General features: G+C 59.9%; 25 protein-coding genes. 16 read left to right on the top strand and 9 right to left on the bottom strand.

Going from position 1 to position 26,122, the window contains the following annotated elements; genetic code table 11:
- Positions 1–62: 62 nt before the first annotated feature.
- A complete protein-coding gene (syd, locus tag BGO64_RS05085; RefSeq protein WP_286700277.1) occupies positions 63–611 on the top strand; it encodes a SecY-interacting protein in 549 nt (182 codons plus the stop codon).
- A 73-nt stretch (positions 612–684) separates the two neighbouring features.
- Here the strand turns inward: syd and BGO64_RS05080 are convergent, their stop codons facing one another.
- The 5 genes from BGO64_RS05080 to BGO64_RS05060 all read right to left on the bottom strand — a co-directional run bounded on the left by BGO64_RS05080 (position 685) and on the right by BGO64_RS05060 (position 3,633).
- Positions 685–1,470 carry a Zn-ribbon-containing protein gene (locus BGO64_RS05080; RefSeq protein WP_275058761.1) on the bottom strand — a complete coding sequence of 262 codons (786 nt, stop codon included), beginning with the start codon at positions 1,468–1,470 and terminating at the stop codon, positions 685–687.
- Between the two features lie 9 nt (positions 1,471–1,479).
- Entirely contained in the window at positions 1,480–1,785 is a 306-nt protein-coding gene (locus BGO64_RS05075; RefSeq protein WP_201984427.1) for a DNA-binding protein, read from the bottom strand.
- A gap of 158 nt (positions 1,786–1,943) precedes the next feature.
- Positions 1,944–2,180, bottom strand: a complete 237-nt coding sequence (locus BGO64_RS05070; RefSeq protein WP_039039420.1) for a DUF2789 domain-containing protein — start codon at positions 2,178–2,180, stop codon at positions 1,944–1,946.
- A gap of 59 nt (positions 2,181–2,239) precedes the next feature.
- On the bottom strand, positions 2,240–2,536 hold the full coding sequence (locus BGO64_RS05065) for a DUF3301 domain-containing protein (RefSeq protein ID WP_039039421.1): 297 nt from the start codon (positions 2,534–2,536) through the stop codon (positions 2,240–2,242).
- Positions 2,537–2,604: 68 nt separating this feature from the next.
- The gene (locus BGO64_RS05060) at positions 2,605–3,633 is read right to left on the bottom strand and encodes a DUF3549 family protein (RefSeq protein ID WP_286700276.1); all 1,029 of its coding nucleotides are present in this window, start codon (positions 3,631–3,633) and stop codon (positions 2,605–2,607) included.
- A gap of 197 nt (positions 3,634–3,830) precedes the next feature.
- Here BGO64_RS05060 and BGO64_RS05055 point away from each other — a divergent pair, with 197 nt between their 5' ends.
- The 6 genes from BGO64_RS05055 to ptsG all read left to right on the top strand — a co-directional run bounded on the left by BGO64_RS05055 (position 3,831) and on the right by ptsG (position 10,345).
- Positions 3,831–4,166: a YqcC family protein gene (locus tag BGO64_RS05055; RefSeq protein WP_286700275.1), complete on the top strand. Its 336-nt coding sequence runs from the start codon at positions 3,831–3,833 to the stop codon at positions 4,164–4,166.
- The gene (gene truC, locus BGO64_RS05050) at positions 4,166–4,942 is read left to right on the top strand and encodes a tRNA pseudouridine(65) synthase TruC (RefSeq protein ID WP_324046314.1); all 777 of its coding nucleotides are present in this window, start codon (positions 4,166–4,168) and stop codon (positions 4,940–4,942) included. Before BGO64_RS05055 ends, truC begins: the two co-directional genes overlap by 1 nt.
- A 184-nt stretch (positions 4,943–5,126) precedes the next feature.
- Positions 5,127–5,567 carry a flavodoxin gene (locus BGO64_RS05045; RefSeq protein WP_010673394.1) on the top strand — a complete coding sequence of 147 codons (441 nt, stop codon included), beginning with the start codon at positions 5,127–5,129 and terminating at the stop codon, positions 5,565–5,567.
- A 527-nt stretch (positions 5,568–6,094) separates the two neighbouring features.
- Positions 6,095–7,417 (top strand): maltoporin, encoded by a 1,323-nt coding sequence (locus tag BGO64_RS05040; protein ID WP_041214686.1) that lies wholly within the window; start codon positions 6,095–6,097, stop codon positions 7,415–7,417.
- Between the two features lie 90 nt (positions 7,418–7,507).
- Complete coding sequence (locus BGO64_RS05035; protein ID WP_042015533.1) at positions 7,508–8,482, top strand: MalM family protein; 975 nt, start codon at positions 7,508–7,510, stop codon at positions 8,480–8,482.
- Positions 8,483–8,911: 429 nt separating this feature from the next.
- Positions 8,912–10,345, top strand: coding sequence for a PTS glucose transporter subunit IIBC (gene ptsG / locus BGO64_RS05030; RefSeq protein ID WP_045523587.1), 1,434 nt, complete (start codon positions 8,912–8,914; stop codon positions 10,343–10,345).
- A 163-nt stretch (positions 10,346–10,508) separates the two neighbouring features.
- On the opposite strand, the gene BGO64_RS05025 is transcribed toward ptsG, so the two are convergent.
- From BGO64_RS05025 to map, 4 genes are all read right to left on the bottom strand, one after another.
- Positions 10,509–10,892: a DUF3461 family protein gene (locus BGO64_RS05025; RefSeq protein ID WP_039039426.1), complete on the bottom strand. Its 384-nt coding sequence runs from the start codon at positions 10,890–10,892 to the stop codon at positions 10,509–10,511.
- Positions 10,893–11,166: 274 nt separating this feature from the next.
- The gene (dapD, locus tag BGO64_RS05020) at positions 11,167–11,994 is read right to left on the bottom strand and encodes a 2,3,4,5-tetrahydropyridine-2,6-dicarboxylate N-succinyltransferase (protein WP_010673400.1); all 828 of its coding nucleotides are present in this window, start codon (positions 11,992–11,994) and stop codon (positions 11,167–11,169) included.
- A gap of 178 nt (positions 11,995–12,172) precedes the next feature.
- Entirely contained in the window at positions 12,173–14,815 is a 2,643-nt protein-coding gene (gene glnD / locus BGO64_RS05015) for a bifunctional uridylyltransferase/uridylyl-removing protein GlnD (RefSeq protein ID WP_042015535.1), read from the bottom strand.
- Positions 14,816–14,879: 64 nt separating this feature from the next.
- Complete coding sequence (gene map / locus BGO64_RS05010; protein ID WP_010673402.1) at positions 14,880–15,668, bottom strand: type I methionyl aminopeptidase; 789 nt, start codon at positions 15,666–15,668, stop codon at positions 14,880–14,882.
- A gap of 358 nt (positions 15,669–16,026) precedes the next feature.
- Here map and rpsB point away from each other — a divergent pair, with 358 nt between their 5' ends.
- The 9 genes from rpsB (at position 16,027) to bamA (ending at position 26,085) form a co-directional block, all read left to right on the top strand.
- Entirely contained in the window at positions 16,027–16,755 is a 729-nt protein-coding gene (gene rpsB / locus BGO64_RS05005; RefSeq protein ID WP_010673403.1) for a 30S ribosomal protein S2, read from the top strand.
- A 104-nt stretch (positions 16,756–16,859) separates the two neighbouring features.
- Positions 16,860–17,741, top strand: coding sequence for a translation elongation factor Ts (gene tsf, locus BGO64_RS05000; RefSeq protein WP_010673404.1), 882 nt, complete (start codon positions 16,860–16,862; stop codon positions 17,739–17,741).
- Between the two features lie 71 nt (positions 17,742–17,812).
- Positions 17,813–18,547 (top strand): UMP kinase, encoded by a 735-nt coding sequence (gene pyrH / locus BGO64_RS04995; RefSeq protein WP_010673405.1) that lies wholly within the window; start codon positions 17,813–17,815, stop codon positions 18,545–18,547.
- A 95-nt stretch (positions 18,548–18,642) separates the two neighbouring features.
- Positions 18,643–19,200 carry a ribosome recycling factor gene (frr, locus tag BGO64_RS04990; protein WP_010673406.1) on the top strand — a complete coding sequence of 186 codons (558 nt, stop codon included), beginning with the start codon at positions 18,643–18,645 and terminating at the stop codon, positions 19,198–19,200.
- A gap of 72 nt (positions 19,201–19,272) precedes the next feature.
- On the top strand, positions 19,273–20,049 hold the full coding sequence (uppS, locus tag BGO64_RS04985) for a polyprenyl diphosphate synthase (RefSeq protein ID WP_039039427.1): 777 nt from the start codon (positions 19,273–19,275) through the stop codon (positions 20,047–20,049).
- 27 nt (positions 20,050–20,076) lie between these two features.
- Entirely contained in the window at positions 20,077–20,934 is an 858-nt protein-coding gene (locus tag BGO64_RS04980) for a phosphatidate cytidylyltransferase (protein WP_029313939.1), read from the top strand.
- A gap of 67 nt (positions 20,935–21,001) precedes the next feature.
- Complete coding sequence (gene ispC, locus BGO64_RS04975; protein ID WP_286700274.1) at positions 21,002–22,198, top strand: 1-deoxy-D-xylulose-5-phosphate reductoisomerase; 1,197 nt, start codon at positions 21,002–21,004, stop codon at positions 22,196–22,198.
- A gap of 76 nt (positions 22,199–22,274) precedes the next feature.
- Positions 22,275–23,627 carry a sigma E protease regulator RseP gene (rseP, locus tag BGO64_RS04970; RefSeq protein WP_069651739.1) on the top strand — a complete coding sequence of 451 codons (1,353 nt, stop codon included), beginning with the start codon at positions 22,275–22,277 and terminating at the stop codon, positions 23,625–23,627.
- Positions 23,628–23,661: 34 nt separating this feature from the next.
- Positions 23,662–26,085, top strand: a complete 2,424-nt coding sequence (bamA, locus tag BGO64_RS04965) for an outer membrane protein assembly factor BamA (RefSeq protein ID WP_286700273.1) — start codon at positions 23,662–23,664, stop codon at positions 26,083–26,085.
- Positions 26,086–26,122: the final 37 nt, after the last annotated feature.

The following is a 26,122-nucleotide window of genomic DNA, read 5'->3' as shown; positions in this document are numbered from 1 at the left end:
ATGGCCCGATTTTTCGATCAGGTACTTGCGGCCATCAGAGGCCGCTATTGTGGGGAATATCGATGTCGGATCAAGTCCTGTCTGCCCTGGAGCAGTTCTTTTTACGCTGGCAGCGCGATGGCGAAGGAAGGCGGGGGCTGCCCCTGTGCGACTGGGAGGCCGACTGGCGCTCTCCTTGCGAGCTGGATGAACCCAGGGAGGAGCGGGTAGCCTGGCGTCCGTTCCAGCGGGAGCAGGCAGCCGACTTCACGGCCATGGCGAACGCCCTGGAGCTGACCCTGCATCCCAGCGCCATCGCCCTGTTTGGCCACTGGTTCAGCCGCCCTCTGCCCTGCTCTTTCAAGGGGCTGCGCATCGAACTCATCCTGCCGTGGAACGATGCCGATCTGGATCTGCTCAAGGAGAACCTCATCGGCCACCTGCTGATGCTGCGCAAGTTGAAGCGATCCCCTTCACTCTTCATTGCCACTACCCGCAACGAGATGACGCTGGTGTCCCTCGATAACGAGAGCGGCCAGGTGTGGCTGGAGTGGCTGGACTCCGGGCGGCGCCTGACGCTGGCCTCCTCGTTGCCGGCCTTTCTGGCGCGACTGGAAACCTTGCCCCAGTGATGCTCCAAAAGAGAGGGCCTTGCCACCTGGTAAGGCCCTATCTTTTTAATGCGCCATTGTGCGCGGTGGGCACCTACTCCTTGAAGTCCCAGGAGAGGTTGGAGACCAGCCTGCAAGGCTCGCACCTGAAGTCGAAGATCTCGTGCAGGGGGGCTGCCAGCGCCCATGGGCCACCACAGCCAGGGCAGGGGCGAGCCCGCTCTTCGGTTGCGCTCAGGCCACCTACCCGGTAGAGATAGTAATAGGTGGGGATGCCGCTCAGGACCTCCAGCCGTCTGGCGAGATCGCTGCCCCGGCGATGAAGGCGGCTGCCCACCTCGCCGATTTCGTGCAGGGCGGCGTGTTCGGCGATGGAGCCGTTCATCTGCAACTGATCGCAGGCTTCCCAATCTTCCTGCCACTTGATGATCTGCTTGTGGTCACCGTTGGCGACGGCGGGCAGCCGATAGAGCGGGATGGGAGCGAAGTGGTCGCCGCAGCGCAGGGGAGAGCAACTGTGCAGGAAGCTGGTGTAGAGCAGCATCCAGCTGGGGCGCTCTCCCTGCTCTGCGCACGGGTCCGTACTGTCCGAGAGCAGATCCGCCCCTTGCAGGTGGAGTTTGGGGGCGAGCAGGCCCGCCTGGTGCAGACCTTGCTCGGCAAGGGTGACCAGCTCGCTCTGGTTGTCAGGGTGCAGGCTATCCTGCTCCGGGCAGACCACCCGGCTGACGAAATAGCCTTCGTGCATGCTGGTGGGAAACTCCCGCCCCAGGATCTGACCCTGATAGCGCAGCATGTCGAGGTAGTGGACGATGGCCCGTTCGGCCTCCCCGAGGGAGGTATCGCGGTAGCACTCAAAGGTGAGTTCGAGGATATACATGGCGATGGGTCAATCCGGCTTCTGGTTGAGCAGCAGGTCGGTGAGGTGATCGACCTTCTGCTCCAGCCGGGCGAGCTGTTCGCTCAGTTGCTGAAGAGTGACGCTTTCCGTGGCCAAGGGGGATGCCTCGGGGGCACTGGCGGGGGCGGGCGCTGTCGACGCGGGCTGGGGTTGTTGTTTCCACTGGCTCAACACCTTGAGCAGCTCTGCCATGGGCACGGGATGGCTGAGGCGGGCCTTGACCATGGCGGTAGAGGGGGTGATCCCCCTGGCACTGAGTTCGTTGGCTATCTGGATGATCTCTTGGGCTGACATCTTGGCTCCTGCACGGCCGTCTTGCTGCGGGTGGATAGTGGCACAGAGCTTAATCAAAGCCTGTCCATCAGGAAAGCGGAGCGAAGGGCGTGGGTGGCGAGAGGGAGGGGATTGGCGGCTCCGCGTCTACCCAACGCTGGCCGCCGGGAGTGCGGGGATCAGGTCCCCTGGCGCAGCATCACGTCCAGTTGGTCGATGGCTTCCGCCCAGTCGGCGTCGTGGCTGAGGGCATCGCGCAGAAAGCCTGCCTGGGAAGGAGTCCAGAACGGCGCGTCGGGCAACTGGGTATGGCGATCGATGGGATGGTCGCGGATAAAACGCTGCTGGCTGATGTCGTCACTGGCCAGCCCCAGCTGGGCAAACAGGGCGGCCATGTCATGGGTGAGCAATTCCATGTCGGTACTCCTTGGAAGGGGGCTGTGGAAGAGTATAGCCAGCCCCCGTGCTCTCAAATCTAGGAGGGGAGACGATGGGGTGGCAGTTCGACACCGGCGACATGCAGCCCCTGCATGCAGAGCTGCCCCTGATAATGGCTCTCTCCGTCGCTGGAGAACTCGAACTGGTAGTAGGTGAGCAGGCGCAGGGGCTTGTGCCCCAGGGCACGGTGTGTCCGCGCCAGCGACAGCAGTTGCAGGTCGTGGTGCTGGCAGTAGCGGCGCATGTATTGCCAAGCCAACTCCGCCTGGCGGCGCTGTTGCCAGAAGGCCCAGCCAACGAGGCCGAGCAGCAAGATCCCAAGCATTTCTCCCATCAGCGGGTTCCTTCTGTGATGTGTGTGGGGCCCTGTTCACCTCAGGCAACAGGGCCGTTGTGTCGGGCCTAGGTGGCAGCGAACAGGCGACCGATGGCCAGACCCAGGGCCTCGCTGCGTTCGGGGTCACGCAGTTTTGCCAGCATATCATTGCGCAATGCCGGTAGCGTGACGAGCTCGGCAAATACCTGGTGGAAGAACTGGGTGGGTTGCAGGGCGAGCTGCTCCAGAAACAGGCCGAGCAGTTCGGGGTGTTTCAGATCGGGCCAGAGGCGGCCAGCGATGGCGAGGAGCAGGGAGGGGCTTGGCCGGGTTTGCAGCAGGGTCAGCAGCTTGTTGGTGCGCAGTCCGTTGCCCGGGCAGGAGGCCAGTGCCCGGCACAGATAGGCCAGGGTTTCGGGGTCTGGCTCGGCGCACTCCTGCTCCTTGCCGATGCGCTCCAGCAATGCGCCTTGCAGGGCAGGAGGCAGGGGGGCGTTCTCCAGGCTCTGGCACAGGGCGTAAAGGGGGGCCTGCGGCAGCACGGGCAAGGCCTTGCAGACCAGTGCCAGGTTGTGTTCAACCTGCAGCCGCTCAGCGAGATCTGCAAACCCTTGCAGTCCCAGGGCCTGCCACCCCTCTTCCCCCGGCGCCGCCAGATAGTGGCAAAGGGCCTCGTAGTAAGCGGAAGGGGCTTGTTCCAGCTGGCGGGCCAGCTTGGCGTGCACACTGGCCATCTTGGCCTCGGCCGGGCGGAAGGTGTAGGGGTTGTCCGCCAGACGCTGGGCCTTCTCTTCGTCCAGTTCACCGGTGAGCTTGTAGCCCAGAGTCTCTACCACCTGATCCATGAAATGCTTGGGGCCGCTGGAGATGAGCAGGCCGCGTTCATCGAGGGCGAACTTGAGGAACCAGAGGTAGTGCCTGGATTCGGTCGGCTGGAAGAAGTGCACGCCGAGCCAGGCGTGCTGCTGCAACGGCCAGGGGTAGGGCTCCTGCTGCTGCTCGATGCGCACGAAGAGGTCGCTGGGGAGCGGGCGCACCTGGCGGCCCAGATCGAACAGCTGGAACTGGGTATCGGCCTGGGTCAGAAACTCGGTCAGGGTGTTGATGGAAGACATGAAGAGATCCCGCTTGAAGATAATGCGGGCGATTATAAGGGGGCTGCACCAGATAGCCAGAGGCGGTGATGCAGGGTATGAAGGTGACGGCAACATGGCAGCCATTGCGGGGTCGGTGTATAGTAGCGCCCCTTTTTGATGGCCGTATTGAGTGGGGCCCCGTCGCAGACCGGGCCCGCGATGAGGAAGTGAGCGAGATGAATCAATATCTGCTGGTTGCCGGTCTGCTGGGAGAGCTGACTGCCGAGTTGCAACGTCTGGAACGCTGGCAAGCCGATCATCCGGGGAGCGAGGCGCTGGCAAGCGAGCTGCCGTTCTGTGTCGATACCCTGAGTTTCGATCAATGGCTGCAGTTCGTGCTGATCCCGCGCATGGAGCAGCTAGTGGTGCAGCAGGCTCCGCTGCCGACCAGCGTCTCCCTCTATCCCATGGCGAGTGAGGTCTATAAAGAGGAGCTGGTGGAGGTCGAGGCCCTGCTTCGTCTGATCGCCCGTTTCGATCTGCTGCTCTCCGGCAAAGTGGTCGAACAATGATGGACGAGCAGACCCGGACAGCGGATGCCTTGCAGCCGACTCTGCTCTATCAGGATGACTGGCTGGTGGCGGTGAACAAACCGTCCGGTCTCCTGGTGCACCGCAGTTGGCTCGACAAGGCCGAGACCCGTTTCGCCATGCAGATGACCCGGGATCTGATCGGGGGTCGTCATGTCTACCCCGTGCACCGACTGGACAGGCCCACTTCGGGTGTGCTGCTGTTTGCTCTCGATCCTGCCGTGGCCCGTACCCTGACCGAGGCCTTTGCTGCCCGTCAGGTCCACAAGGAGTACCTGGCACTGGTGCGGGGATGGGCCCCCGAAGAGGGGCTCATCGACTATCCGCTCAAGGAGCAGCTGGACAAGATTGCCGATGCCTTCAGCGACCCGGATCGCCCCGCCCAGGAGGCGGTGACCGCGTTTCGTCGTCTGCATCAGGTCGAGCTGCCCTTCGCCGTCTCCAAGAAGCATCCCACCAGTCGCTACAGCCTGGTCCGCCTCTTTCCCAAGACGGGGCGCAAGCACCAGCTGCGCCGCCATCTGGATCACCTGTTCCACCCCATCGTCGGTGATACCACCCACGGGGATGGTCGGCACAACCGCTTCTTTCGCGAGCACTACGGGTGCGACCGCCTGCTGTTGATCGCGCACCGTCTGAGCTTCGAGCATCCGGTGCTCAAGGTGCCGATGCGGATCCAGGCGCCCCTGGGCCCCGAGGTGCTGGGTCTGTTCGCCCGTCTGGGCTGGCCTGCCAGCGAGCAAGACTACGGCGCCTGAGCCTCTTTCCATCTGTTGCCTCTGACCGGGCTGTGGCATGCTGTAGCCCAGGTTCGTCAGAGGAATGACTTATGGCTCAACGAGATATCGCCTGCGCAATCGCGTGCCCCCCGCCCGTTCAGGGGGGCTCTTCCTACCCATCCCGGTCTTGCCGGGCCCATTGTTTGTCCCTGAGGAGTCGCTGATGGCCGAGATCGATATCCTGGTCGGCACCGTCTACGGCTCTGCCATGCTGGTGGCCGAGACCCTCTGTGACCACCTGCAAGCCAATGGCCATGTCTGCCAGATCTTCGATGACGCGGCGCTGACCGACATCGATGCCTCCCGCTTTCTGCTCATCGTGACCGCCACCACGGGGCAGGGGGATATACCGCCCAATTTGCAGCCCTTTGCCAGTGCCCTGGCCGATCGTGCTCCTTATATGAAGGGATGGCGCTATGCCCTCATCGCCATGGGAGACAGCAGCTATGAACACTTCTGCGGAGCGGGGCGAACGCTGGATGCCCTGTTGCAGGAGCTGGCTGCCGAGCCACTGGTTGTGCACCTGGAAATCGATGCGACGGTAGAAGATGAGCCTGAAGTGGCAGCGCTGGCCTGGTTGAAAACCTGGGAAAATAGACTGTAGCCAGACCCTTCTCCCCGAGAATAAATTCACCTCCGTGAGTGTGCTGACGGGGGTGTTTTATTTTTGGGGCGTCACGCCTCAGCCCCCAAATATATCCTCTCTTTCGTCTAGTTATTTTTCTCGCCAATGATGATAACCGGTTGGCCATATTCATCATCACCCACGACAAATTGAAAAATTAAAAGTTCCGCATTGAAAGCGATTTCAGTCATGTTTTTGCTACTGCGACATGGATTTATCACTTAACTCTCGTCGCAAATTAATGTTTGAGAGCGCTTTCTTTGGTTATTGTTTTTCTTTTTTGTGCTTGCTTTGGGTGGTTGGTGCCAAAAAATGAAAATTTATTGAACTTTTGTTGCTGTAGCTGCCGGTGGCGTGCGATTTGTCATCGTTTTGTGAATCAGCTCATGTTTGCAGGGAATTTGGGTACCTATAATCGACCCCGGTTATCACCAAAACGTTTTTCCGGTGATAAGAACTTGAATATCAGGATCACACTCCTCTCAGCGGGAATAAGGAAAATGAAAATGAAAGCAAAGTGGCTCCCGATCGCTGCAGCAGTAACCGCAGCCCTGGCTTCTCAAGCCGCCTTCGCCGTTGATTTCCACGGCTACTTCCGTTCAGGTGTCGGTGTTTCCGGTGACGGGGACATGGTCAAATACAACGTCAACAAGGTTGGTCGTCTGGGTAACGAAAATGATACCTACGGCGAAGTCCAGCTGGGTCAGGAAGTCTTCAACAAAGATGGCAAGACTTTCTACGTAGACTCCATGTTCGCCATGGCGTCCAACGGCTCCAACGACTGGGAAGGTACCGGCACCGTCTGTAACTTCGATGCCAAGCAGTGCAACGGCGACTCCGACTTCGCCCTGCGTCAGTTCAACGTGCAAGCCAAGGGGCTGCTGGGCTTCGCGCCGGAAGCCACTCTGTGGGCCGGTAAGCGTTACTACCAACGTCACGACATCCACATCTCTGACTTCTACTACTGGAACATCTCCGGTGCCGGTGCCGGTATCGAAGGCATCCAGGCTGGTCCTGGCAAGCTCTCCCTGGCCTGGGTCCGCAACGACCGCAGCGCGGGTGATGTCTTCGGTCAGTACACCCAGACCGGTGTAGATGGCAACGGTGATCCGGTTTACCAGAAGAACGAAGATCTGAACGTCAACACCCTGGACGTGCGTTATGCCGGCATCCCGCTGTGGCAGGACGGCTCTCTGGAAGTGGGCGCCATGTATGCCCTGGTCAATGAGACCGACGCCCAGAAAGATCTGAAGAACGACAACATGAAGAACGGCGTCATGCTGACCGCCGAACTGACCCAAGGCATCTTCGGTGGCTTCAACAAGACCGTGCTGCAGTACGGTACCGAAGGCTACTCCAAGACCATGGCCTTCTACGGTGACGGCTCCTGGTACGGTGCCGAAGCCAAAGCCGGTGCCGATGGCTACCGTATCATCAACTGGGGCGTCATCCCGATGGGCAACTCCTGGGAGATGGGTCACCAGCTGGTCTACGGTGTAGGCAACGAGATGTGGAACGGCAACGACAAGTACGAAACCATGTCTGTCGTCGCTCGCCCGATGTACAAGTGGGATGACTTCAACAAGACCATCTTCGAAGGCGGCTACTTCCAGGACAAGAACAAGTCCACTTCCGGTACCACCGACAAAGATGGCGCTTACAAGCTGACCCTGGCTCAGGCCTGGTCTGCCGGCTCCAGCTTCTGGGCCCGTCCGGAAATCCGCGTGTTCGCCACCTATCTGAAGAACACCGAAGACCAGAATGCCTTTGAAGGCAACACCTCCAAAGACACCTATCAGGTTGGCGTACAAGCAGAAGCCTGGTGGTAAGCAATATCTTCAGTTAAGTTAGTCACTGCCCCCTTATGGGGGCAGTTTTGTTTCGCATGATGTGGCAACCGGGTTATGGAGATAAGAAGAATGAAACTGGTAAAGATGTCTATCGCGGCCATGGTTACCGCGCTGCTGGCCGGTTGTTCCGGTAGCATGGTGGTGCCCGTGCAGGAGCACGCCTCCATTCTGAGTAATGCCGATCAGGCCAAGCAGGCGCTCTCCCAGGCAACCAGTTGTTGCACAGGGTTCAACGAATTCAATTATGTCTCCCTGCCGGAAGGCGAGACGCTGCTGGCCATCGACGGCAAGCAGCCCAGTTATCAGTTTGACGAGGGCATGAGCTATTTTGCCGCCTATCGTCTGCCGGCCAATACCGGCAATCTGGCCATCACCCTGGCCTCCCAGGTCAGCAAGACGGTCCTGGTTCCCAAGGTGATCATGCTGGATGCCCAGTTCAAGGTGACTCGCGTGCTGGGTGAGTCGGTCTTTGCCTATCAACCTGCCCACCTGCTCGACAACGACAGGATTGAGGGGCGTGTGTTCGTGGACCGCAGCATGCCGGGCAATCCCGCCACTGAAACCTATATGGTGGTCTATGCGCCGGCCAACGAGACGGCGGGCAGCACCACCATCTTGCACCCCGCGAAGGCCTTTGCCCGTGCCAACGGCACGGTCGAGCCGGATATCAAGGACCCCGTGATCCCCCATTCGCCCTGGGGTCTGGTACAGATAAAGGTCACGGACATGGCCAAGGGACAAGGCCTGGAAGCTGTGTTCAAGCCTGAATACGCCGACAAGGTGGCGATGAGCCAGGCCAAGCCTGCTACCACTGCGGTGGCTGCGACGGCGGCCACCACGGCAGCCGTTGCCGCAGCGCCGAGCAAACCGGCTCCCGCCATGCTGAGCGAGACCGAGAGCTTCTACAACGCCCAGATCGAGAAAGCGGTGAAGGCCGGTGACATCGACAAGGCGATGCAACTCGTGAATGAAGCCGAGCGTGCCGGTTCAACCAAGGCGAAATCGGTCTTTATTGATGCAGTTAAACGTTCACAGAAGAACTAAATATCTCGGTTTATTAAAATCGATATTTATTGGAGGCCTCCCTTGTTGGAGGCCTTTTTAATCGGTAGACTGGATAATATAAATCCGCAATAAGTTACATTCAGTTACAGTGGGTATCGTTAAGTATTATTTGGTTTCTTTGTGATTTATTTTGAAGTGGTTTATTTCTTTTTGCGGCGAAGCTATAACAATACGAAATAATATTCAAGACAGTCCCCTCTCTGCTTATTTATTATCTTGTGATCTCTCCTCCAAATTTATTATTCCCTTGTTTCCGACAGAGGCATTTCCACCCCCGCTGGGTTATATTCTGCTGGTCAAAATAAGCAACCCGGAAAACGCACTTGGCGCAGTGACGGATGAAGCACATCGTCATCAATAAACTGCCCTGAGTCGTTGTCGGAAAAAAATCCATTCAGGAGCGCACACATGTTAAAAAATGCTTTCTCTAATCTGCAAAAGGTCGGTAAGGCGCTGATGCTGCCCGTATCGGTCTTGCCCGTTGCAGGTATTCTGCTGGGGGTGGGTGCTGCCCACTTCAGCTGGTTGCCGGAAATCGTCTCCCAACTGATGGAGCAGGCCGGTGGTTCCGTATTCGGCCAGATGGCTCTGCTGTTCGCCGTGGGCGTCGCCCTTGGCTTCACCAATAACGACGGTGTTTCCGGCCTGTCCGCCATCGTCGGCTACGGCATCATGACCGCCACCCTGACTGTGATGGCGCCTGTGATGGGTGTCGAGAAGATCGATACCGGTGTGCTGGGTGGTATCCTCGCCGGTGGCGTGGCTGCCTGGGCGTTCAACCGCTTCTACAAGATCCAGCTGCCAGAGTACCTCGGCTTCTTCGCTGGCAAGCGCGCCGTGCCCATCATCACCGGTTTTGTTTCCATCGGTCTGGGTGTCGTGCTCTCCTTCATCTGGCCGCCGATTGGTGGTGCCATCGGTGCCTTCTCCGACTGGGCTGCCAACCAGAACCCGGTCCTGGCCTTCGGTATCTACGGCGTGGTTGAGCGCTCCCTGATCCCGTTCGGTCTGCACCACATCTGGAACGTGCCGTTCTTCTATCAGGCTGGTACCTGCGTCAACGCCGCCGGTGAAACCGTACACGGCATCATGACCTGCTTCCTGACTGCTGATGACGCTTCCCGTGCTGCCGGTAACGGCTTCGGTCAACTGGCGGGTGGCTACCTGTTCAAGATGTTCGGTCTGCCTGCTGCCGCGTTTGCCATTGCGCACTCCGCCAAGCCGGAAAACCGCGCCAAGATCGTAGGTATCATGGCTTCTGCTGCCCTGACCTCCTTCCTGACCGGTATCACCGAGCCTATCGAATTCTCCTTCCTGTTCGTGGCCCCGGTACTCTACGCCATCCACGCCCTGCTGGCCGGTCTGGCCTATGTCCTGACCAACATGCTGGGTGTCGTTCACGGTCACACCTTCTCCAACGGCTTCATCGACTTCGTGGTGCAATCCCCACGTGCCGACAATATGCTGCTGCTGGTGGGTCTGGGTCTGGTCTACGCGGTCATCTACTACGTGGTCTTCACCGTGGTCATCCGTGCCATGAACCTGAAAACTCCGGGTCGTGAAGACGAAGCCGCTCAAGAGTCCTCTGCCAGTCAAAGCAAGGACGAGATGTCTGCTGCACTGGTCTCCGCCTTCGGTGGCAAAGAGAACATCGCCTCTCTGGACGCCTGCATCACCCGTCTGCGTGTCGGTGTGAAGGATGTGGCCAAGGTTGACCAGGCTGGTCTGAAGAAGCTGGGTGCCGCCGGTGTGGTGGTGGCTGGTTCCGGTGTACAAGCTATCTTCGGCACCAAGTCCGACAACCTGAAAACTGAAATGGACATCTGGATGAAGAGCAACTGATTGTCGCTCCGATATCCGAGTTCCGAAAAGGGAGGCGCAAGCCTCCCTTTTTGCTGGGTTGCATTTGGTGGCGGGACATGTGCGGGGACTTTCCTGACGGCGCCAGCATGGTGTTATCCAATGAAAAAGGCGCCCCTGGGCGCCTTTGCTGCATCAGACCGGCTTAAAGCTTTTCGAGATCCCGTTCTATCTCGCTGATCTTGTTCTGCACCACCTTTTCCAGATGACGCAAGTCGCGCAGTATCTTCTGCTTGATGTCCGGATCGGCGGAAGGCTGGCCGCCCTGGGTCAGATTGTCCAGCTCATCCACCACGTATTTGAGGTTGGCGTTGATCTCGGTGACATCCTTGTACTCATGGGTCCCCGAGTCGACCAGCATGGTCTTGCGCTGGCGAGGGTATTTGAATTTGACGCTTTTGGCGAAGAATTCACCCTTCTGCTTCTTGAAATAGATCTTGAGGATGTCGTGGTTGGCTTCCTGGCGCAGGGTGTAGCTGTCCACCGAGGTGGGTTCCTGGATCCCCAGGCTCTTGAGATTCTCGTACATCGGGCTTCCTTGGTTTGAAACGATCCTGACCCCTCTATCTTACCCGAGTCCGGACGCCTTGCCTGTGACAGGCGCGCCAAATTCAAATTGGTGTCAAAAAGGTCTTTTTTAATCAACGAGCCAAGGGGGAGGGGTGAACGCCTTGTCAGCCCTGCCATAAGCGGTATCGTCTCATGGGGGGCAGTGATGGTGGGGCAGGGGAGTTGGCGCCCGCCCATGAGAGCGGGCATGAAAAAGGGCACCAGAGAGGTGCCCTTGATGACATCGGCGTGGATTACTCGTCGATGGAGCGCAGCAGGGCGTTGATGCCGACCTTGGCGCGGGTCTTGGCATCCACCTTCTTGACGATGACGGCGGCGTAGAGGCTGTACTTGCCGCACTTGGAGGGCAGGGAGCCTGAAACGACCACGGAGCCGGCCGGGACGCGGCCGTAGTGGATTTCGCCGGTTTCGCGGTCATAGATGCGGGTGGACTGGCCGATGAAGACCCCCATGGAGATGACGGAGCCTTCCTCGACGATCACCCCTTCCACCACTTCGGAACGGGCACCGATGAAGCAGTTGTCTTCGATGATGGTCGGGTTGGCCTGCAGTGGCTCCAGTACGCCGCCGATGCCGACGCCGCCGGAGAGGTGCACGTTCTTGCCGATCTGGGCGCAGGAGCCCACGGTGGCCCAGGTGTCGACCATGGTGCCTTCATCGACGAAGGCGCCGATGTTGACGTAGGAGGGCATCAGCACTGTGTTCGGGGCGATGAAGGAGCCTTTGCGCGCAGTCGCGGGCGGCACGACGCGTACACCGGCAGCCTTGAACTGCTCTTCGGTGTAGTTGGAGAACTTCAGGGGAACCTTGTCGTAGTACTGGGCATCGTCGCCCTTGATGATGCCGTTGTCGTTGATGCGGAAGGAGAGCAGCACGGCCTTCTTCAGCCACTGGTGGACGACCCACTCGCCGGCAATCTTCTCGGCAACCCGGGCTTTGCCGGAGTCCAGCAGGTCGATGGCTTCCAGAATGGCGGCCTTGGTGGCGGCATCGACGGAGCCGGGGGTGATGGAGTCACGGCGCTCGAAGGCCGCTTCGATGGTCTGTTGCAACTGGGTCATGACAGGTTTCCTTTATAAAATTCTGTTTGTTGTATCACACTTTTCCAATCGTTTTTAAGGGCTCTCGCCGATTTCTTCAGAATCAGGGCGATTTATTGTACTTGAGTGGTCCAACCATTTGTTCTGATTGAGGAATCAATGCGTCAAAAAGCCTCTTTCGAGGCTTCATCCGAGCGTGTCAGGCACTCTCACCAACCGGTTCCTGGGGGTTGAGCTGATTGACCAGCCTCTCCTCGAGGGCTTGCTGCTCCTCCGGGTTCAGCGGCTCTCCGGCCAGGGTGGTGAGGCTGAAGAAGTCCTCCACCCGCTCACCGATGGTGGTGATCTTGGCGGCATGGAGGGAGAGGCCGCACTGCTGGAACACGGCACCGATACGGGCCAATAGGCCCGGAGTGTCCAGGGCCGTCAGCTCCAGCAGGGTGTGGCGGTTTTCCCCCTTGTGGGGCAGGAAGACCACCCTGGTCGGCACGCTGAACTGGCGGTGGCGTCTGGACAGGGGCTTGCTGCGCAGTACCAGTTTGCCCGGCTCCTGAAGGGCTTTCTCCAGTGCCTTCTTGATGGTGGCGGTACGGTTGGGGCTGATGGGCTCGCCGTTTGGCTCCAGCACGATGAAGGTATCAAGCACGTAGTCGTTGCGCGAATTCATGATCTGGGCGTCGTGGATGCTGAGGTTCTTCTGATCCAGCGCCGAGGCCACGGTGGCAAAGAGGTTGGGAGTATCGCGACAATAGATGAACACCTCGCTACCGCCCCGTATGGGGTGCTTGCCGATGAGCACCAGGGGGGCCGGGTTGTCACCGTGGGCGATGATCTTGCGGCAGTGCCAGGCGATCTGCTCCGGGCTGTGGCGCAGGAAGTAATCGGCCTTGAAGTCGTTCCAGAGGGCGGTGACCGCCTCCTGTGGCACCTCGCGCTGGGTCAGGATCTGCCTGGCCTGGCGCTGGTTTTCACGGATCTTGAGGCGCATGTCCGGCGGGTTTTCCAACCCCTGGCGCAGGGCCTTCTGGGTGGCGAAGTAGAGTTCGCGCAGCAGGGTGCCCTTCCAGTCGTTCCACAGACTGTCGTTCGTGGCACAGATGTCGGCCACGGTCAGGCAATAGAGCAGGTCGAGGTGCAATTCATCCCGAACCTTCTGGGCGAAGTCGGTGACCACGTCCGGGTCGTAGATGTCGCGGCGCTGGGCGGTGACCGACATCAGCAGATGGTGGCGCACCAGCCAGGCGACCAGTCGGCTCTCGTAGCGATCCAGCCCGTGCAACTGGCAGAACTCCAGCGCATCCACGGCCCCGAGTTCGGAATGATCGCCGCGCCTGCCCTTGGCGATGTCGTGGAAGAGGGCGGCGATGCTGAGCAGCTCGGGCTTGCGCAACTGGGTGAACACCTCGTGGCAGAGCGGGTGAGTCTGGCGGCTGGCCGGATTCGGAAAGCGATGGATGTTCTGCAGCAGCCTGTGGGTATGTTCGTCCACCGTGTAGGCGTGGAACATGTCGAACTGCATCTGACCGACGATGAGGTTCCACTGGGGCAGGTAGGCCGCGAGGATCCCGTACTTGTGCATCAGGGTGAGCGGCTGGCCGATGCCGTTGGGGTGGCGCAGGAGCGCCATGAAGAGACGGCGGCACTCGGGTAGATCTTGCAGCCAGCAGTTGAGGGTGCGTCTGGCCTCGCGCAACTGGCGCAAGGTGGCGGAGTGGATGCCGGCAATCTCCGGGTGCTGGGCTATCTGGTAGAAGAGTCGCAGGATGGCGGCAGGATCCCGGCCGAACAGCTCGGAGTCCACCGCATCGATGAGGCGGCCGCGCAGCTGGAATTCGTCGCTGATGCGGCGCACGTCCATGGCGGTGTTGCCGAGAATGGCCTCGTCAAACAGTTGCAGCAGCATCTCGTTGAGTTCGGCCACCCGTCGCACCGTCTGGTAGAAGCGCTTCATCATCTGCTCGACCGGGCCGTTGCCTTCCCCCTCGAACCCCAGCATCTGGGCCACGGTACGCTGGCGGTCGAACAAGAGGCGGTTGTCCCCCTTGTTGATGGCCATGTGCAGGGCGAAGCGCACCTTCCACAGGAAGTTCTGGCAGTCGAGCAGCTCCCGGTACTCGGCCCGGTTGAGAAAACCGTGGCTGGTCATCTCGAACAGGGTGGTGGCGCCGAAGTGGCGGCGGGCGACCCAGGCCAGGGTCTGGATGTCGCGAAGGCCCCCGGGATTGTTCTTGAGATCCGGCTCCAGCTTGTAGGCGGTGCCGAGAAACTGCTGGTGGCGCAGGGCCTGCTCTTCGCGTTTGGCACGAAAGAAGGCTTCGCTCGGCCAGAAGTGCTGGGGCTGGGTGGCCGCCTGCAACTGCTCGAATCCCGCCAGGCGACCCGTGATGTAACGGGCCTCGATGAGGTTGGTGGCAACCGTGATGTCGTTGCGACCCTGCTCGATGCACTCGGCCACGTTGCGCACCGACTGCCCCACCTCCAGCTTGAGATCCCACAAGAGGGTGATGAACTCGCCGATGCGCAGCCCCAGCACCTCGTCCAGCTCGTCCCCTTCATAGAGGATAAGCAGATCGATGTCGGAGTGGGGGTGCAGCTCGCCGCGGCCATAGCCCCCCACCGCGATCAGGGTGAGCTCGGTCCTGTCGAAGCCGAACTTGTGCCAGAGCCTGGTCAGCAGCGCGTCCATGTATTCGGAGCGGGTGGCCACCAGTTCGATGATGTTGTCACCGGCGTCGAAGCGCTCATGCAGCCAGGCGAGAAAGCGGCTCAGGTACTCCTTGCAGTTGTCACGGGTGAGCTGATCGTCTGGGAGCAGATGGGGAGAAAGCAGGCTGGCATCCATGGCATGTCACACTCTCGGTCGGGCCGGGTAAAGAGCAACCCCGGCGCGCGGCCGGGGTTGAATGTCAAACGTGGCGGATAAAACGCTCGATAGTGTCGTCGGGGCGCAGGGTCAGGACCTCGCAGCCATCCTCGGTCACCAGCAGGGTGTGCTCCCACTGGGCGGAGTCGCCGCCGTCCTTGGTGGTCACGGTCCAGCCATCCTTCGGATTGACCTTGCAGTGGTACTTCTTGCTGTTGACCATGGGCTCGATGGTGAAGCACATGCCCGCTTTCAGCTCCAGCTTGCCGCCGTTGCGGTAGTGCAGGATCTGCGGCTCTTCGTGGAACTCGGCACCGATGCCATGGCCGCAGTAGTCGCGTACCACGGAGAAGCCGGCCTGCTCGACGATGGGCTGGATGACGGCGCCGATCTCGGTGATGCACATGCCCGGGCGCACCCGCTTGATGGCGGCATAGAGGCTATCCTGGGCCACCTTGCAGAGCTGGCGACGCAGGGGGGTGGTCTGGCCCACGATGAACATGGCGGAGGTATCGCCGTGATAACCATCCTTGATGACGGTGATATCCAGATTGATGATGTCCCCTTCCCGCAGTTTCTTGTGGTTCGGGATGCCATGGCAGATGACATCGTTCACCGAAGTACAGATGGACTTGGGGAAGCCGTGGTAATTGAGCGGCGCGGGGATGGCCTGCTGCACGTCGACGATGTAGTCGTGGCAGAGGGTATTCAGTTCGTCTGTGGTGACGCCCGCCTTGACGTGGGGGGCGATCATGACCAGCACGTCGGCGGCCAGCTGGCCGGCGACACGCATTTTTTCAATCTCTTCCGGTGTCTTGATTTTAATGGACATGGGATCTCTCTTGGGGCCTGATTGCGCATCCTGCCGATGCCCAACAACCAGGTAATGAAAAATAGATGCGTTTGCAATCAGGGCGAAATTTTATCCCCAACCCCCGTTTACTTCCAGTGTGATCGTCATCGCAACGTCATCAGGCGGTCGCACCATGGTCCGGGATCCATTTTTAGCACCCGGGCTGGTGGTGTCATGACCAAAGTTATGGTATAAAGCGCGCCGGAATGGGGAACTCGTGTCCTCATGCCATCACCCTTACTCAACAACACACACACATCGACACATATGCCGGGGTGCCTTAACGGGTCGGTTATATGGGATGTGTGGAGGCCTAACCCCAATACAGAGGTATAAAATGGCTAAAGTTTCTATGCGCGACATGCTGCAAGCCGGCGTTCACTTCGGTCACCAGACTCGTTACTGGAACCCGAAAATGAAGTCCTACATCTTCGGCGCCCGCAGCAAAGTTCACATCATCAACCTGGAAAAAACCGTTCCGATGTTTGACGATGCCATGAACTTCATCAGCTCCGTAGCTGCCAAGAAAGGCAAGGTACTGTTCGTAGGTACCAAGCGTGCCGCGTCTGAAGCCGTCAAAGAAGCCGCTGAGCGTTGCGACCAGTTCTATGTTAACCACCGCTGGCTGGGCGGCATGCTGACCAACTGGAAAACCGTTCGTCAGTCCATCAAGCGCCTGAAAGATCTGGAAACCCAGAGCGAAGACGGTACCTTCGACAAGCTGACCAAGAAAGAGGCGCTGATGCGTACTCGCGAAATGGAAAAGCTGGAGAAGAGCCTGGGTGGTATCAAGAACATGGGCGGCCTGCCTGACGTTCTGTTCGTTGTCGATGCCGACCACGAGCACATCGCTATCAAAGAAGCCAACAACCTGGGTATCCCGGTAGTTTCCATCGTTGATACCAACTCCAACCCGGACGGCGTTGACTATGTCATCCCGGGTAACGACGACGCTATCCGTGCCGTACAGCTGTACCTGAACGCTGCTGCTGACACCGTTCTGGAAGCCCGTGAGCAGGACATCGTTGTTCAAGCCGAACAAGATGGCTTCGTTGAAGCTGAGTAATTGATAAGGACTGAAAAGCCCTTATTAACCAAGCTGATGTAATTGGTTAGCAGGGGCCCTTGTGGCCCCTGTTTCTTGTCAATTCAAGACCGAGGATACTGGACATGGCAAACATTTCTGCCGCCCTGGTAAAAGAACTGCGCGAGCGCACCGCCGCTGGCATGATGGATTGCAAAAAAGCGCTGGAAGAAGCCAACGGTGATATCGAGCTGGCTATCGAGAACATGCGTAAATCCGGTCAGGCCAAGGCCGCCAAGAAAGCTGGCCGTATCGCCGCTGAAGGTGTGATCTTCGCCCGTACCGAAGGCAACGTTGCCGTCATGATCGAGCTGAACTGCGAGACTGACTTCGTTTCCAAGGATGCCGGTTTCCTGGCCATGGGTCAGAAGATCGTCGAGATCGCTGCTACCCAGAAAATCGCTGACGTTGACGCGCTGAAAGCCGCCGACTTCGGCAACGGCGAGTCCGTCGAGCTGACCATCACCAACCTGATCGCCAAGATCGGTGAGAACATGAACCTGCGTCGCGTGATGCTGGTTGAAGGTGACAACCTGGGCACCTACGTTCACGGCTCCCGCATCGGTGTTATCACCAAGCTGGTTGGCGGTACCGACGAGCTGGCCAAAGATCTGGCCATGCACGTTGCTGCCAACAGCCCGCAATTCGTCAAACCGGAAGACGTGTCTGCCGAAGTCGTTGCCAAAGAGCGCGAAATCCAGATCGACATCGCCATCAACTCCGGCAAGCCGAAAGAGATCGCCGAGAAGATGGTTGAAGGCCGCATGAAGAAGTTCACCGGTGAGGTTTCCCTGACTGGTCAACCGTTCGTGAAAGATCCTTCCATGACCGTTGCCGAGCTGCTGAAGAAAGAAGGCGCTGACGTTGTTTCCTTCACCCGTTTCGAAGTGGGCGAAGGCATCGAGAAGCAAGAGACCGACTTCGCTGCTGAAGTAGCAGCCCAGATCGCGGCCGCTCAGAAGGCCTAATCGAACCGGTTTTTCCGTTTCCCCAGACCGCGACTTATGTCGCGGTCTTTATATGACCAGGAATCAGTGACATGAGTACCAATCCCAAGCCTGCATACAGACGTGTTCTTCTGAAGTTGAGTGGTGAAGCCCTGCAAGGATCCGAGGGTTTCGGCATTGATCCGGCGGTGCTGGAACGGATGGCCCAAGAGATCAAAGAGCTGGTTGAGCTGGGTGTTCAGGTCGGTCTGGTCATCGGTGGCGGCAACCTGTTCCGTGGTGCCGGCCTTGCCAAGGCAGGCATGAATCGCGTGGTGGGTGACCACATGGGCATGCTGGCGACCGTCATGAACGGCCTGGCCATGCGTGATGCCCTGCATCGTGCTTATGTGAATGCCCGCCTGATGTCGGCCATCTCCCTGCAAGGGGTCTGCGACTCCTACAGCTGGGCCGAAGCCATCAGCCAGCTGCGCGCCGGCAAGGTGGTGATCTTCTCTGCCGGTACCGGCAACCCCTTCTTTACCACCGACTCGGCAGCCTGCCTGCGCGGTATCGAGATCGAAGCCGACGTCGTGCTGAAAGCCACCAAGGTCGATGGCGTGTTCACCGATGACCCGGTCAAGAACCCGGATGCCGTGCTCTATCAGGAACTGAGTTATGATGAAGTTCTTGAAAAAGAACTCAAAGTGATGGATCTTGCTGCTTTTACCCTGGCCCGCGACCACGATCTGCCGATCCGGGTGTTCAACATGAACAAACCGGGCGCGCTGCGCCGCGTGATCATGGGTGAGCCGGAAGGTACCCTGATCCACCAGGCCAGCAAGTAAGGCAAGTGTGAGCCCCAGGCTCGCTTGTCCATTACGCCAGTCAACAAGATAGATACGAGCCGCCTGTCGGCTCGTTCGCCAAAAGGAAAACCACTGTGATCAACGAGATTAAAAACGACGCCAAGGACCGCATGGGCAAAAGCGTAGAGTCGCTGAAGACCCAGATGTCCAAGATCCGTACCGGCCGTGCTCACCCGAGCCTGCTCGACGGCATCCAGGTGGAGTATTACGGTGCTGCCACTCCTCTGAAGCAGTTGGCCAACGTGGTGGCAGAAGATGCCCGTACTCTCTCCATCTCCATCTTCGATCGCTCCATGATCCAGGCGGTGGAAAAAGCCATCCTGACCTCCGATCTGGGCCTGAACCCGTCCAGCAACGGCCAGACTCTGCGCGTGCCGCTGCCGCCGCTGACCGAAGAGCGTCGCCGTGATCTGACCAAGATCGTCCGTGCCGAAGCCGAAGGTGCCCGGGTTGCCATTCGCAACATCCGTCGCGATGCCAACGCCGACCTGAAAGCCCTGCTGAAAGAGAAAGAGATCTCCGAAGACGACGACCGTCGCGCCCAGGAAGAGATCCAGAAGCTGACCGATACCTTCATCAAGCTGGTGGATGACGCCCTGGTTGTGAAGGAAAAGGAGCTAATGGAAATCTAAGCCTCCGACAGGTATATTACGAGCGCCGTGTAGTGCCCCTGCACGGCGCTTTTGTCTTTGTGGGAGAAATGAATGTCGCTTTTGGCAGCGCTAGGCGATAGCGCCAGCTCGTCCTTGCCCCGTCACGTCGCCATCATCATGGATGGCAATGGTCGCTGGGCCCAGAACCGCGGCAAGATGCGGGTTTCCGGGCACAAGGCGGGCGTGAAATCCGTGCGTGAGGCCGTGGCCTTTGCCGCCCGTGCCAAGATGGAGGCGCTGACCCTGTTTGCGTTTTCCAGCGAGAACTGGCGCCGTCCGGAAGGGGAAGTCAACGCCCTGATGGAATTGTTCATGACGGTGCTGGGTCGCGAGGTGAGCAAGTTGCACAGCAACGGCATTCGCCTTCGGGTGATTGGCGACACTGCCCGCTTCAGCGAGCGGCTGCAGGCCAAAATCGCCAAGGCCGAGGCCCTGACCGCCAACAATCAGGGATTGACCCTCAATATCGCCGCCAACTATGGCGGTCAGTGGGACATCGCCCAGGCGGCCCGGACCCTGGCACGCGCCGTGGCGGCGGGTGAACTCGATGCCGAGGCGGTCGATGAGGCGGCATTGGGTCGTCATGTCTGCATGGCTGATCTGCCCCCCGTGGATCTGTTGATCCGCACTGGCGGGGATCATCGCATCAGCAACTTTGTCCTGTGGCAGCTCGCCTATGCCGAACTCTATTTTACCCCGGTCCTGTGGCCCGATTTTGACGAGGCCGAGTTCAGTGGGGCAGTTGCCTCCTTCGTTGCTCGCGAGCGTCGCTTCGGGTGTACGGGTGAACAGATCCGGGAATTGATCGCCGCGCAACAGACCGGCTAAACCCCGCTCCCAAGAGAGAGGTTTCTTTTGCTAAAACAACGAATTATTACCGCATTACTGTTAGTTCCCCTGGTGTTGGGGGCGCTGTTTTTTCTGCCGTTGAAATTCTTTGCCCTGCTCGCCGCCCTGGTCTTTCTGCTGGCCAGCCGTGAGTGGAGTGCCTTCGTCACTGCCCAGCCGCAACAGTGGTTGCCGCTGGTGTTCTGTCTGCTGCTGGGGGCCAGCCTGTTCTGGGTGCCCGTGGAGCAACTCTGGATCCCCCAACTGCATCCGCTGGTGATGGGCGTGCTCTGGACCGCCGTCAGCTGGTGGCTGCTGGGGCTGGTGCTGGTGCTGCGCTACCCGCAAAGCGCCAGGCTGTGGCGTGAATCCATCTGGCTCAAATCCCTGTTCGGTCTGGTGACCCTGGTTCCCTTCTTCTGGTCCCTGGTGGCCATTCGCGGTTACAACTTCTACCACGACCCCATGATGGGGGCCTGGATCCTGCTGTTCGTGATGGGGCTGGTCTGGGCGGCAGATTCTGGCGCGTATTTTTTCGGCAAGGCGTTCGGCAAACACAAGCTGGCGCCGGCCGTGAGCCCGGGTAAAACCATCGAAGGCATGCTGGGCGGCCTCTTTACCGCCAGCCTGCTGGCCATCGGCGTGACCTGGTTCATGGGCTTCGTGCCTGCCAAGATGGGCACCGTGCTGCTCTGTTCCCTGCTGGCGGTGCTGGCCTCCGTGCTTGGCGATCTGGCCGAGAGCATGTTCAAGCGGGAAGCCGGCATCAAGGATTCCGGCACCCTGTTGCCGGGCCATGGGGGCATTCTCGATCGCATCGACAGCCTGACGGCGGCGCTGCCCGTCTTCCTGCTCAGCTACCTGTTGCTCGGTCCGGAGTTTTGATGTTTCGCGCACTGATGATCCCGGGAGCGTCCCGCTCCATCAGTCTGTTACCCAATCAGGAGTCTTGATGCAAAACCTGGTGATCCTGGGAGCGTCAGGCTCCATCGGTCAGAGCACCCTCAAGGTACTGCGCCACAACCCCGGGCGCTGGCAGGTGCTGGCGCTGACCGCTGCCCGCAGCGTGGACGCCATGCTGCGCGACTGTCTCGAATTCTCCCCCCGGTTCGCCGTCATGGTGGACGAAGGCGCCGCCAGCGATCTGGCGGGTCGGCTCAAGGCTCACGGCAGCACCACCCGGGTGTTGTCCGGTCAGGCAGCCCTGTGCGACGTGGCTGCTCACCCCGATGCCCACAGCGTGATGGCGGCCATTGTCGGTGCGGCGGGTCTGGCACCCACCATGGCTGCCGTGCGCGCCGGCAAGCGCATTCTGCTGGCCAACAAGGAGGCGCTGGTGATGTCCGGAGCCTTCTTCATGGAGGCGGTGCGCGCGCACGGCGCCGAGCTGCTGCCCATCGACAGCGAACACAACGCCATCTTCCAGTGCCTGCCGGTCGACGTGCAGCGCCAGCCCGGTTTCTGCGATCTGGCCGGGGCGGGGATCAGCAAGATCCTGCTGACCGGCTCCGGTGGGCCTTTCCGCTATGCCGATGTGGGCGAACTGCACCATGTCACCCCGGCGCAAGCCATTGCCCATCCCAACTGGTCCATGGGGGCCAAGATCTCGGTGGACTCCGCCACCATGATGAACAAGGGGCTGGAGTACATCGAGGCGCGCTGGCTCTTCAATGCGGCCCCCGAGCAGATCCAGGTGGTGATCCACCCCCAGTCCGTCATTCACTCCATGGTGCAGTACAAGGATGGCTCCGTGCTGGCCCAGCTCGGCAACCCGGACATGTGCACCCCCATTGCCCACGCTCTGGCCTATCCGGAACGGATCGAGTCCGGTGTGGAACCTTTGGATTTCTTCAGTGTCGGAGAGTTCAGCTTTATCCGGCCCGACTATGAGCGCTATCCCTGTCTGGCGCTGGCCATGAGCGCGTGCCAGCAGGGGCAGGGGGCGACCACCTCCCTCAATGCCGCCAACGAGGAGGCCGTCGCGGCTTTTCTTGCAGAGCGGATCGGATTTATGGATATTGCCAGAGTCAACGAATCCGTCATGGCCGAGCTGGGCAGCAGTGCTGCCGGCTCTCTGGCGGATCTCATCGCCCTGGACGGTACGGCCCGAGCCCGTGCCCAGCAACTGATAAAGGAGCTTGCCGTATGAACGGACTGTGGTGGCAGCCAGCCCCTCTCCATGCTCTCGAGCGCAGGACTGGACATGACCGCGAGGTACGCGGCTGATGGGCGGGGTTCTGTGGAATATCGGCGCCTTCATCGTGGCCCTCGGGCTGCTGGTGGCGGTGCATGAATTTGGCCACTTCTGGGTGGCTCGTCGTTGCGGCGTCAAGGTGGAGCGCTTCTCCATCGGCTTTGGCAAGGCCATCTGGCGTCGCCTTGGCAAGGATGGCACCGAATACGTGCTGGCCCTGATCCCCCTTGGCGGTTACGTCAAGATGCTGGATGGCCGGGTCGACGAACTCAAGCCGGGGGAGGAGGCGCAGGCCTTCAACCACAAGAGCGTCTGGGCCCGGATGGCCATCGTCGCGGCCGGCCCCATGGCGAACTTCGTGTTCGCCCTGTTCGCCTTCTGGCTGATGTTCATGATAGGGGTGCCTAGCGTCAAACCCGTGGTGGGCGAGGTGCGTCCCGCCTCCATCGTGGCAGAGGCCGGCATCCTGCCAGGCATGGAGATCGTCGGCGTCGGCGGCGAGGAGACCGGTGACTGGGAGAGCGTCACCTACGCCCTCATCAGCCACCTTGGCGATGACTCGGTCCAGCTCAAGCTCAAGGCGGCCAACACCAGCTATGCAGTGGACAAGACCCTGCAGCTGGCCGGCTGGAAATTCGATCCGGACAAAGAGTCACCCATCGGGAGCCTCGGGATCGTGCCCCTCGGTGGCAAGGTGCTGCCCGTGGTGGAGGCCGTGGTACCGTCGAGCGCCAGCGAGAAGGCCGGCCTTCAGATAGGGGATCGCATCAAGGGGGTCGATGGAGAGGCCATCACCGAATGGGCCCAGTTTGTCGAGCGTGTCCAGCAGTCACCGGCGCAGCCGCTGCAGGTGACGGTGGAGCGCGGGGGCAGCGAGATGACCCTGACCCTGACCCCGGACGGGAAGAAAGTGAAGGGCCAGCTGGTCGGTTTTGTGGGCTTGTCACCGCAACTGGTTCCATTACCGGATGAGTATCGAACTCTGTTACAGTATGGGCCTTTGCAAGCCCTGTGGCATGGGGTCCAGAAGACCTGGAGCCTGATCACCCTGACCTTCGACATGATAGGCAAGCTGATCGGTGGCATCGTCTCTTTGGACAACCTGAGCGGCCCCATCTCCATCGCCAAGGGGGCCGGCAGCAGCGCCGATTACGGGTTGGTCTATTTCCTCGGATTCCTGGCGCTCATCAGCGTCAACCTGGGGATCATCAACCTGTTCCCCCTGCCGGTGCTCGATGGTGGCCATCTGGTCTATTTCCTCATCGAGGCGATCACCGGCAAGCCGGTATCGGAAAAAATTCAGGAAGTTGGGTTCAGGATAGGCGCCGCCATTCTGATGTTACTGATGGGCATTGCGCTGTTTAATGATTTCGCTCGCCTCTGAGGCCAGAGCATCAACAAGGACACATAAGAACAAAATGGCTGTTAAAAAAGCATTGGTGTTGAGTTGCCTGCTGGGGGCCAGCTTCCTGGCTCAGGCTGCCCCGGCCTCTTTTGTGGTGCAAGACATTCAGGTCGAGGGCCTGCAGCGGGTGACCCTGGGTGCCGCCCTGTTGAATCTGCCGGTGCGGGTCGGTGATTCCGTCGATTCCGTGACGCTGGCGAACGCCATCAAGAAGCTCTATGCCTCCGGCAACTTCGAGGACGTCAAGGTCTATCGCGACGGTCAGGTGCTGCAAGTGGTGGTCAAGGAGCGCCCGACCATCTCCAGCATCGAGTTCTCCGGCAACAAGGACATCAAGGAAGAGCAACTGACCCAGAGCCTGGAATCCTCCGGGATCCGCGTGGGTGATCCGCTGGATCGCACCGTGCTGAGCTCCCTCGAGAAAGGGCTGGAAGATTTCTACTACGGTGTGGGCAAGTACTCCGCCAAGGTCAAGGCCATCGTCACCCCGCTGCCGCGCAACCGGGTCGACCTCAAGTTCACCTTCGTGGAAGGGGAAGCGGCCAAGATCCAGCAGATCAACATCGTCGGCAACAACGTCTTCCCGGAAGAGAAGCTGCTGGCCCAGCTCTCCCTCAAGGACGACGTGCCCTGGTGGAACTTCACCGGTGATCAGCGCTACCAGAAGCAGAAGCTGGCCGGTGACATCGAAGTGCTGCGCTCCTACTACATGGACCGCGGCTACATCCGCTTCACCCAGGAGTCCACCCAGGTCTCCATGACCCCGGACAAGAAGGGGGTCTATGTCACCCTCAACGTCAAGGAAGGGGAGCAGTACAAGGTTTCCGGCATCCAGCTCAAGGGCGACCTCATCGACCGCGGCGGCGAGATGAAGGGCCTCATCCCCATCGAGGCGGGCAGCGTCTACTCCGCCAGTCAGGTGACCCATACCGAAGAGGTGCTCTCCAAGTTCCTCGGCCGTTACGGCTACGCCTATCCGAAAGTGGTCACCTTCCCCCAGATCAACGACCAGACCAAGGAAGTGGAGCTCATCGTCAACGTGGAGCCGGGTCCCCGGGTCTATGTGCGCAACATCAACTTCAGCGGCAACGTCACCACCAAGGACGAAGTGCTGCGTCGCGAGATGCGCCAGATGGAGGGCACCTGGCTCTCCTCCGACAACGTCGAGCAGTCCAAGACCCGTCTCAACCGCCTAGGCTTCTTCGAGACCGCGGAAGTGGACACCAAGCGGGTGCCGGGCAGCGATGACCAGGTCGATCTGGACTTCAAGGTCAAGGAGCAGCCGGCGGGGTCCATCAACGCCGGTATCGGCTACGGTACCGAGTCGGGTCTGAGCCTGCAGGCGGGTCTGCAGCAGGACAACTTCATGGGGACCGGCAAGAAGATCGGCATCAACGCCAGCACCAACGACTACTCCAAGAGCGTCGACCTGAGCTATAACGACCCCTACTTCACCGTGGACGGGGTGAGCCTGGGCGGCCGTCTCTACTACAACAAGTTCAGTGCGGCCGACGCCAACATCGTGGACTACGAGAACACCACCGTCGGTTTCCGTCTCTCCAGCGGCTTCCCGGTCAACGAGAACAACCGTCTCGACTTCAGCCTGGGCTACGAGAACAACAAGCTCTCCCAGCCCAACCCCTATGTACAGGTGGACGAGTTCTGGAAGGTCTACAACGGCAATCTGGATGGCGACAATCGCATGGTGTTCAACACCGTGGACGTCACCGCCGGCTGGACCCGCTCCACCCTCAACAAGGGTCAGTTCCCGACCTCCGGTGACCGCCAGCGGGTGAACGCCAAGGTGACGGTGCCCGGCATGGATCTGCAGTACTTCAAGCTCAACGCAGAAGATGCCCACTACTTCCCGTTTGATGCCGATCACAAATGGGTCATGCTGGCCAAGGCCCGTGCCTCCTACGGCGATGGCTACGGCACCAATGGCGATTACGAGCACGTCCTGCCGTTCTTCGAGAACTACTACGCCGGTGGCTTCGACACCCTGCGTGGTTTCAAGAGCAACACGGTCGGTCCGAAGGCGCTCTACTACTACAACCTAGGCGGCAACGACGTCATCCAGGGCACTGACAGCTCGGTCGGGGGCAACGCCCTGGCGGTGGCCTCGCTGGAAATGATCGTGCCGACGCCCTTTGCCTCCGAGACCTATCAGCCCCAGCTGCGGACCAGCTTCTTCATCGACGCCGGTTCCGTGTGGGATACCCACTTCGACTACAGCCAGTATCAGAACCGTTGCTTCAGTGGTTGCAACTATCTGATGGACTACTCCGACCCGAGCAACATCCGGATGTCGACCGGCCTGTCGCTGCAGTGGCTCTCTCCCATGGGCCCGCTGGTGTTCGTGCTGGCAAGACCAATCAAGAAATACGAAGGGGACGACACCGAAGTCTTCTCCTTCAACATCGGCCGTACCTTCTAAGGGGAGCGGACGCCCCCCCGCCATGGCGGGGGAAGCA

This window comes from Aeromonas sp. 62-46, from assembly GCF_001898585.1.
In the GTDB taxonomy this organism is placed as follows: domain Bacteria; phylum Pseudomonadota; class Gammaproteobacteria; order Enterobacterales; family Aeromonadaceae; genus Aeromonas; species Aeromonas caviae.
The sequence above is the reverse complement of the archived record's forward strand: the minus strand, read 5'-3'. Positions and strand labels throughout refer to the sequence as shown.

Coding starts and splice junctions, on each gene's coding strand:
- syd (WP_286700277.1), top strand. CDS start 63: ATGTCGGATCAAGTCCTGTCTGCCCTGGAGCAGTTCTTTTTACGCTGG.
- BGO64_RS05080 (WP_275058761.1), bottom strand. CDS start 1,470: ATGTATATCCTCGAACTCACCTTTGAGTGCTACCGCGATACCTCCCTC.
- BGO64_RS05075 (WP_201984427.1), bottom strand. CDS start 1,785: ATGTCAGCCCAAGAGATCATCCAGATAGCCAACGAACTCAGTGCCAGG.
- BGO64_RS05070 (WP_039039420.1), bottom strand. CDS start 2,180: ATGGAATTGCTCACCCATGACATGGCCGCCCTGTTTGCCCAGCTGGGG.
- BGO64_RS05065 (WP_039039421.1), bottom strand. CDS start 2,536: ATGGGAGAAATGCTTGGGATCTTGCTGCTCGGCCTCGTTGGCTGGGCC.
- BGO64_RS05060 (WP_286700276.1), bottom strand. CDS start 3,633: ATGTCTTCCATCAACACCCTGACCGAGTTTCTGACCCAGGCCGATACC.
- BGO64_RS05055 (WP_286700275.1), top strand. CDS start 3,831: ATGAATCAATATCTGCTGGTTGCCGGTCTGCTGGGAGAGCTGACTGCC.
- truC (WP_324046314.1), top strand. CDS start 4,166: ATGGACGAGCAGACCCGGACAGCGGATGCCTTGCAGCCGACTCTGCTC.
- BGO64_RS05045 (WP_010673394.1), top strand. CDS start 5,127: ATGGCCGAGATCGATATCCTGGTCGGCACCGTCTACGGCTCTGCCATG.
- BGO64_RS05040 (WP_041214686.1), top strand. CDS start 6,095: ATGAAAGCAAAGTGGCTCCCGATCGCTGCAGCAGTAACCGCAGCCCTG.
- BGO64_RS05035 (WP_042015533.1), top strand. CDS start 7,508: ATGAAACTGGTAAAGATGTCTATCGCGGCCATGGTTACCGCGCTGCTG.
- ptsG (WP_045523587.1), top strand. CDS start 8,912: ATGTTAAAAAATGCTTTCTCTAATCTGCAAAAGGTCGGTAAGGCGCTG.
- BGO64_RS05025 (WP_039039426.1), bottom strand. CDS start 10,892: ATGTACGAGAATCTCAAGAGCCTGGGGATCCAGGAACCCACCTCGGTG.
- dapD (WP_010673400.1), bottom strand. CDS start 11,994: ATGACCCAGTTGCAACAGACCATCGAAGCGGCCTTCGAGCGCCGTGAC.
- glnD (WP_042015535.1), bottom strand. CDS start 14,815: ATGGATGCCAGCCTGCTTTCTCCCCATCTGCTCCCAGACGATCAGCTC.
- map (WP_010673402.1), bottom strand. CDS start 15,668: ATGTCCATTAAAATCAAGACACCGGAAGAGATTGAAAAAATGCGTGTC.
- rpsB (WP_010673403.1), top strand. CDS start 16,027: ATGGCTAAAGTTTCTATGCGCGACATGCTGCAAGCCGGCGTTCACTTC.
- tsf (WP_010673404.1), top strand. CDS start 16,860: ATGGCAAACATTTCTGCCGCCCTGGTAAAAGAACTGCGCGAGCGCACC.
- pyrH (WP_010673405.1), top strand. CDS start 17,813: ATGAGTACCAATCCCAAGCCTGCATACAGACGTGTTCTTCTGAAGTTG.
- uppS (WP_039039427.1), top strand. CDS start 19,273: ATGTCGCTTTTGGCAGCGCTAGGCGATAGCGCCAGCTCGTCCTTGCCC.
- ispC (WP_286700274.1), top strand. CDS start 21,002: ATGCAAAACCTGGTGATCCTGGGAGCGTCAGGCTCCATCGGTCAGAGC.
- rseP (WP_069651739.1), top strand. CDS start 22,275: ATGGGCGGGGTTCTGTGGAATATCGGCGCCTTCATCGTGGCCCTCGGG.
- bamA (WP_286700273.1), top strand. CDS start 23,662: ATGGCTGTTAAAAAAGCATTGGTGTTGAGTTGCCTGCTGGGGGCCAGC.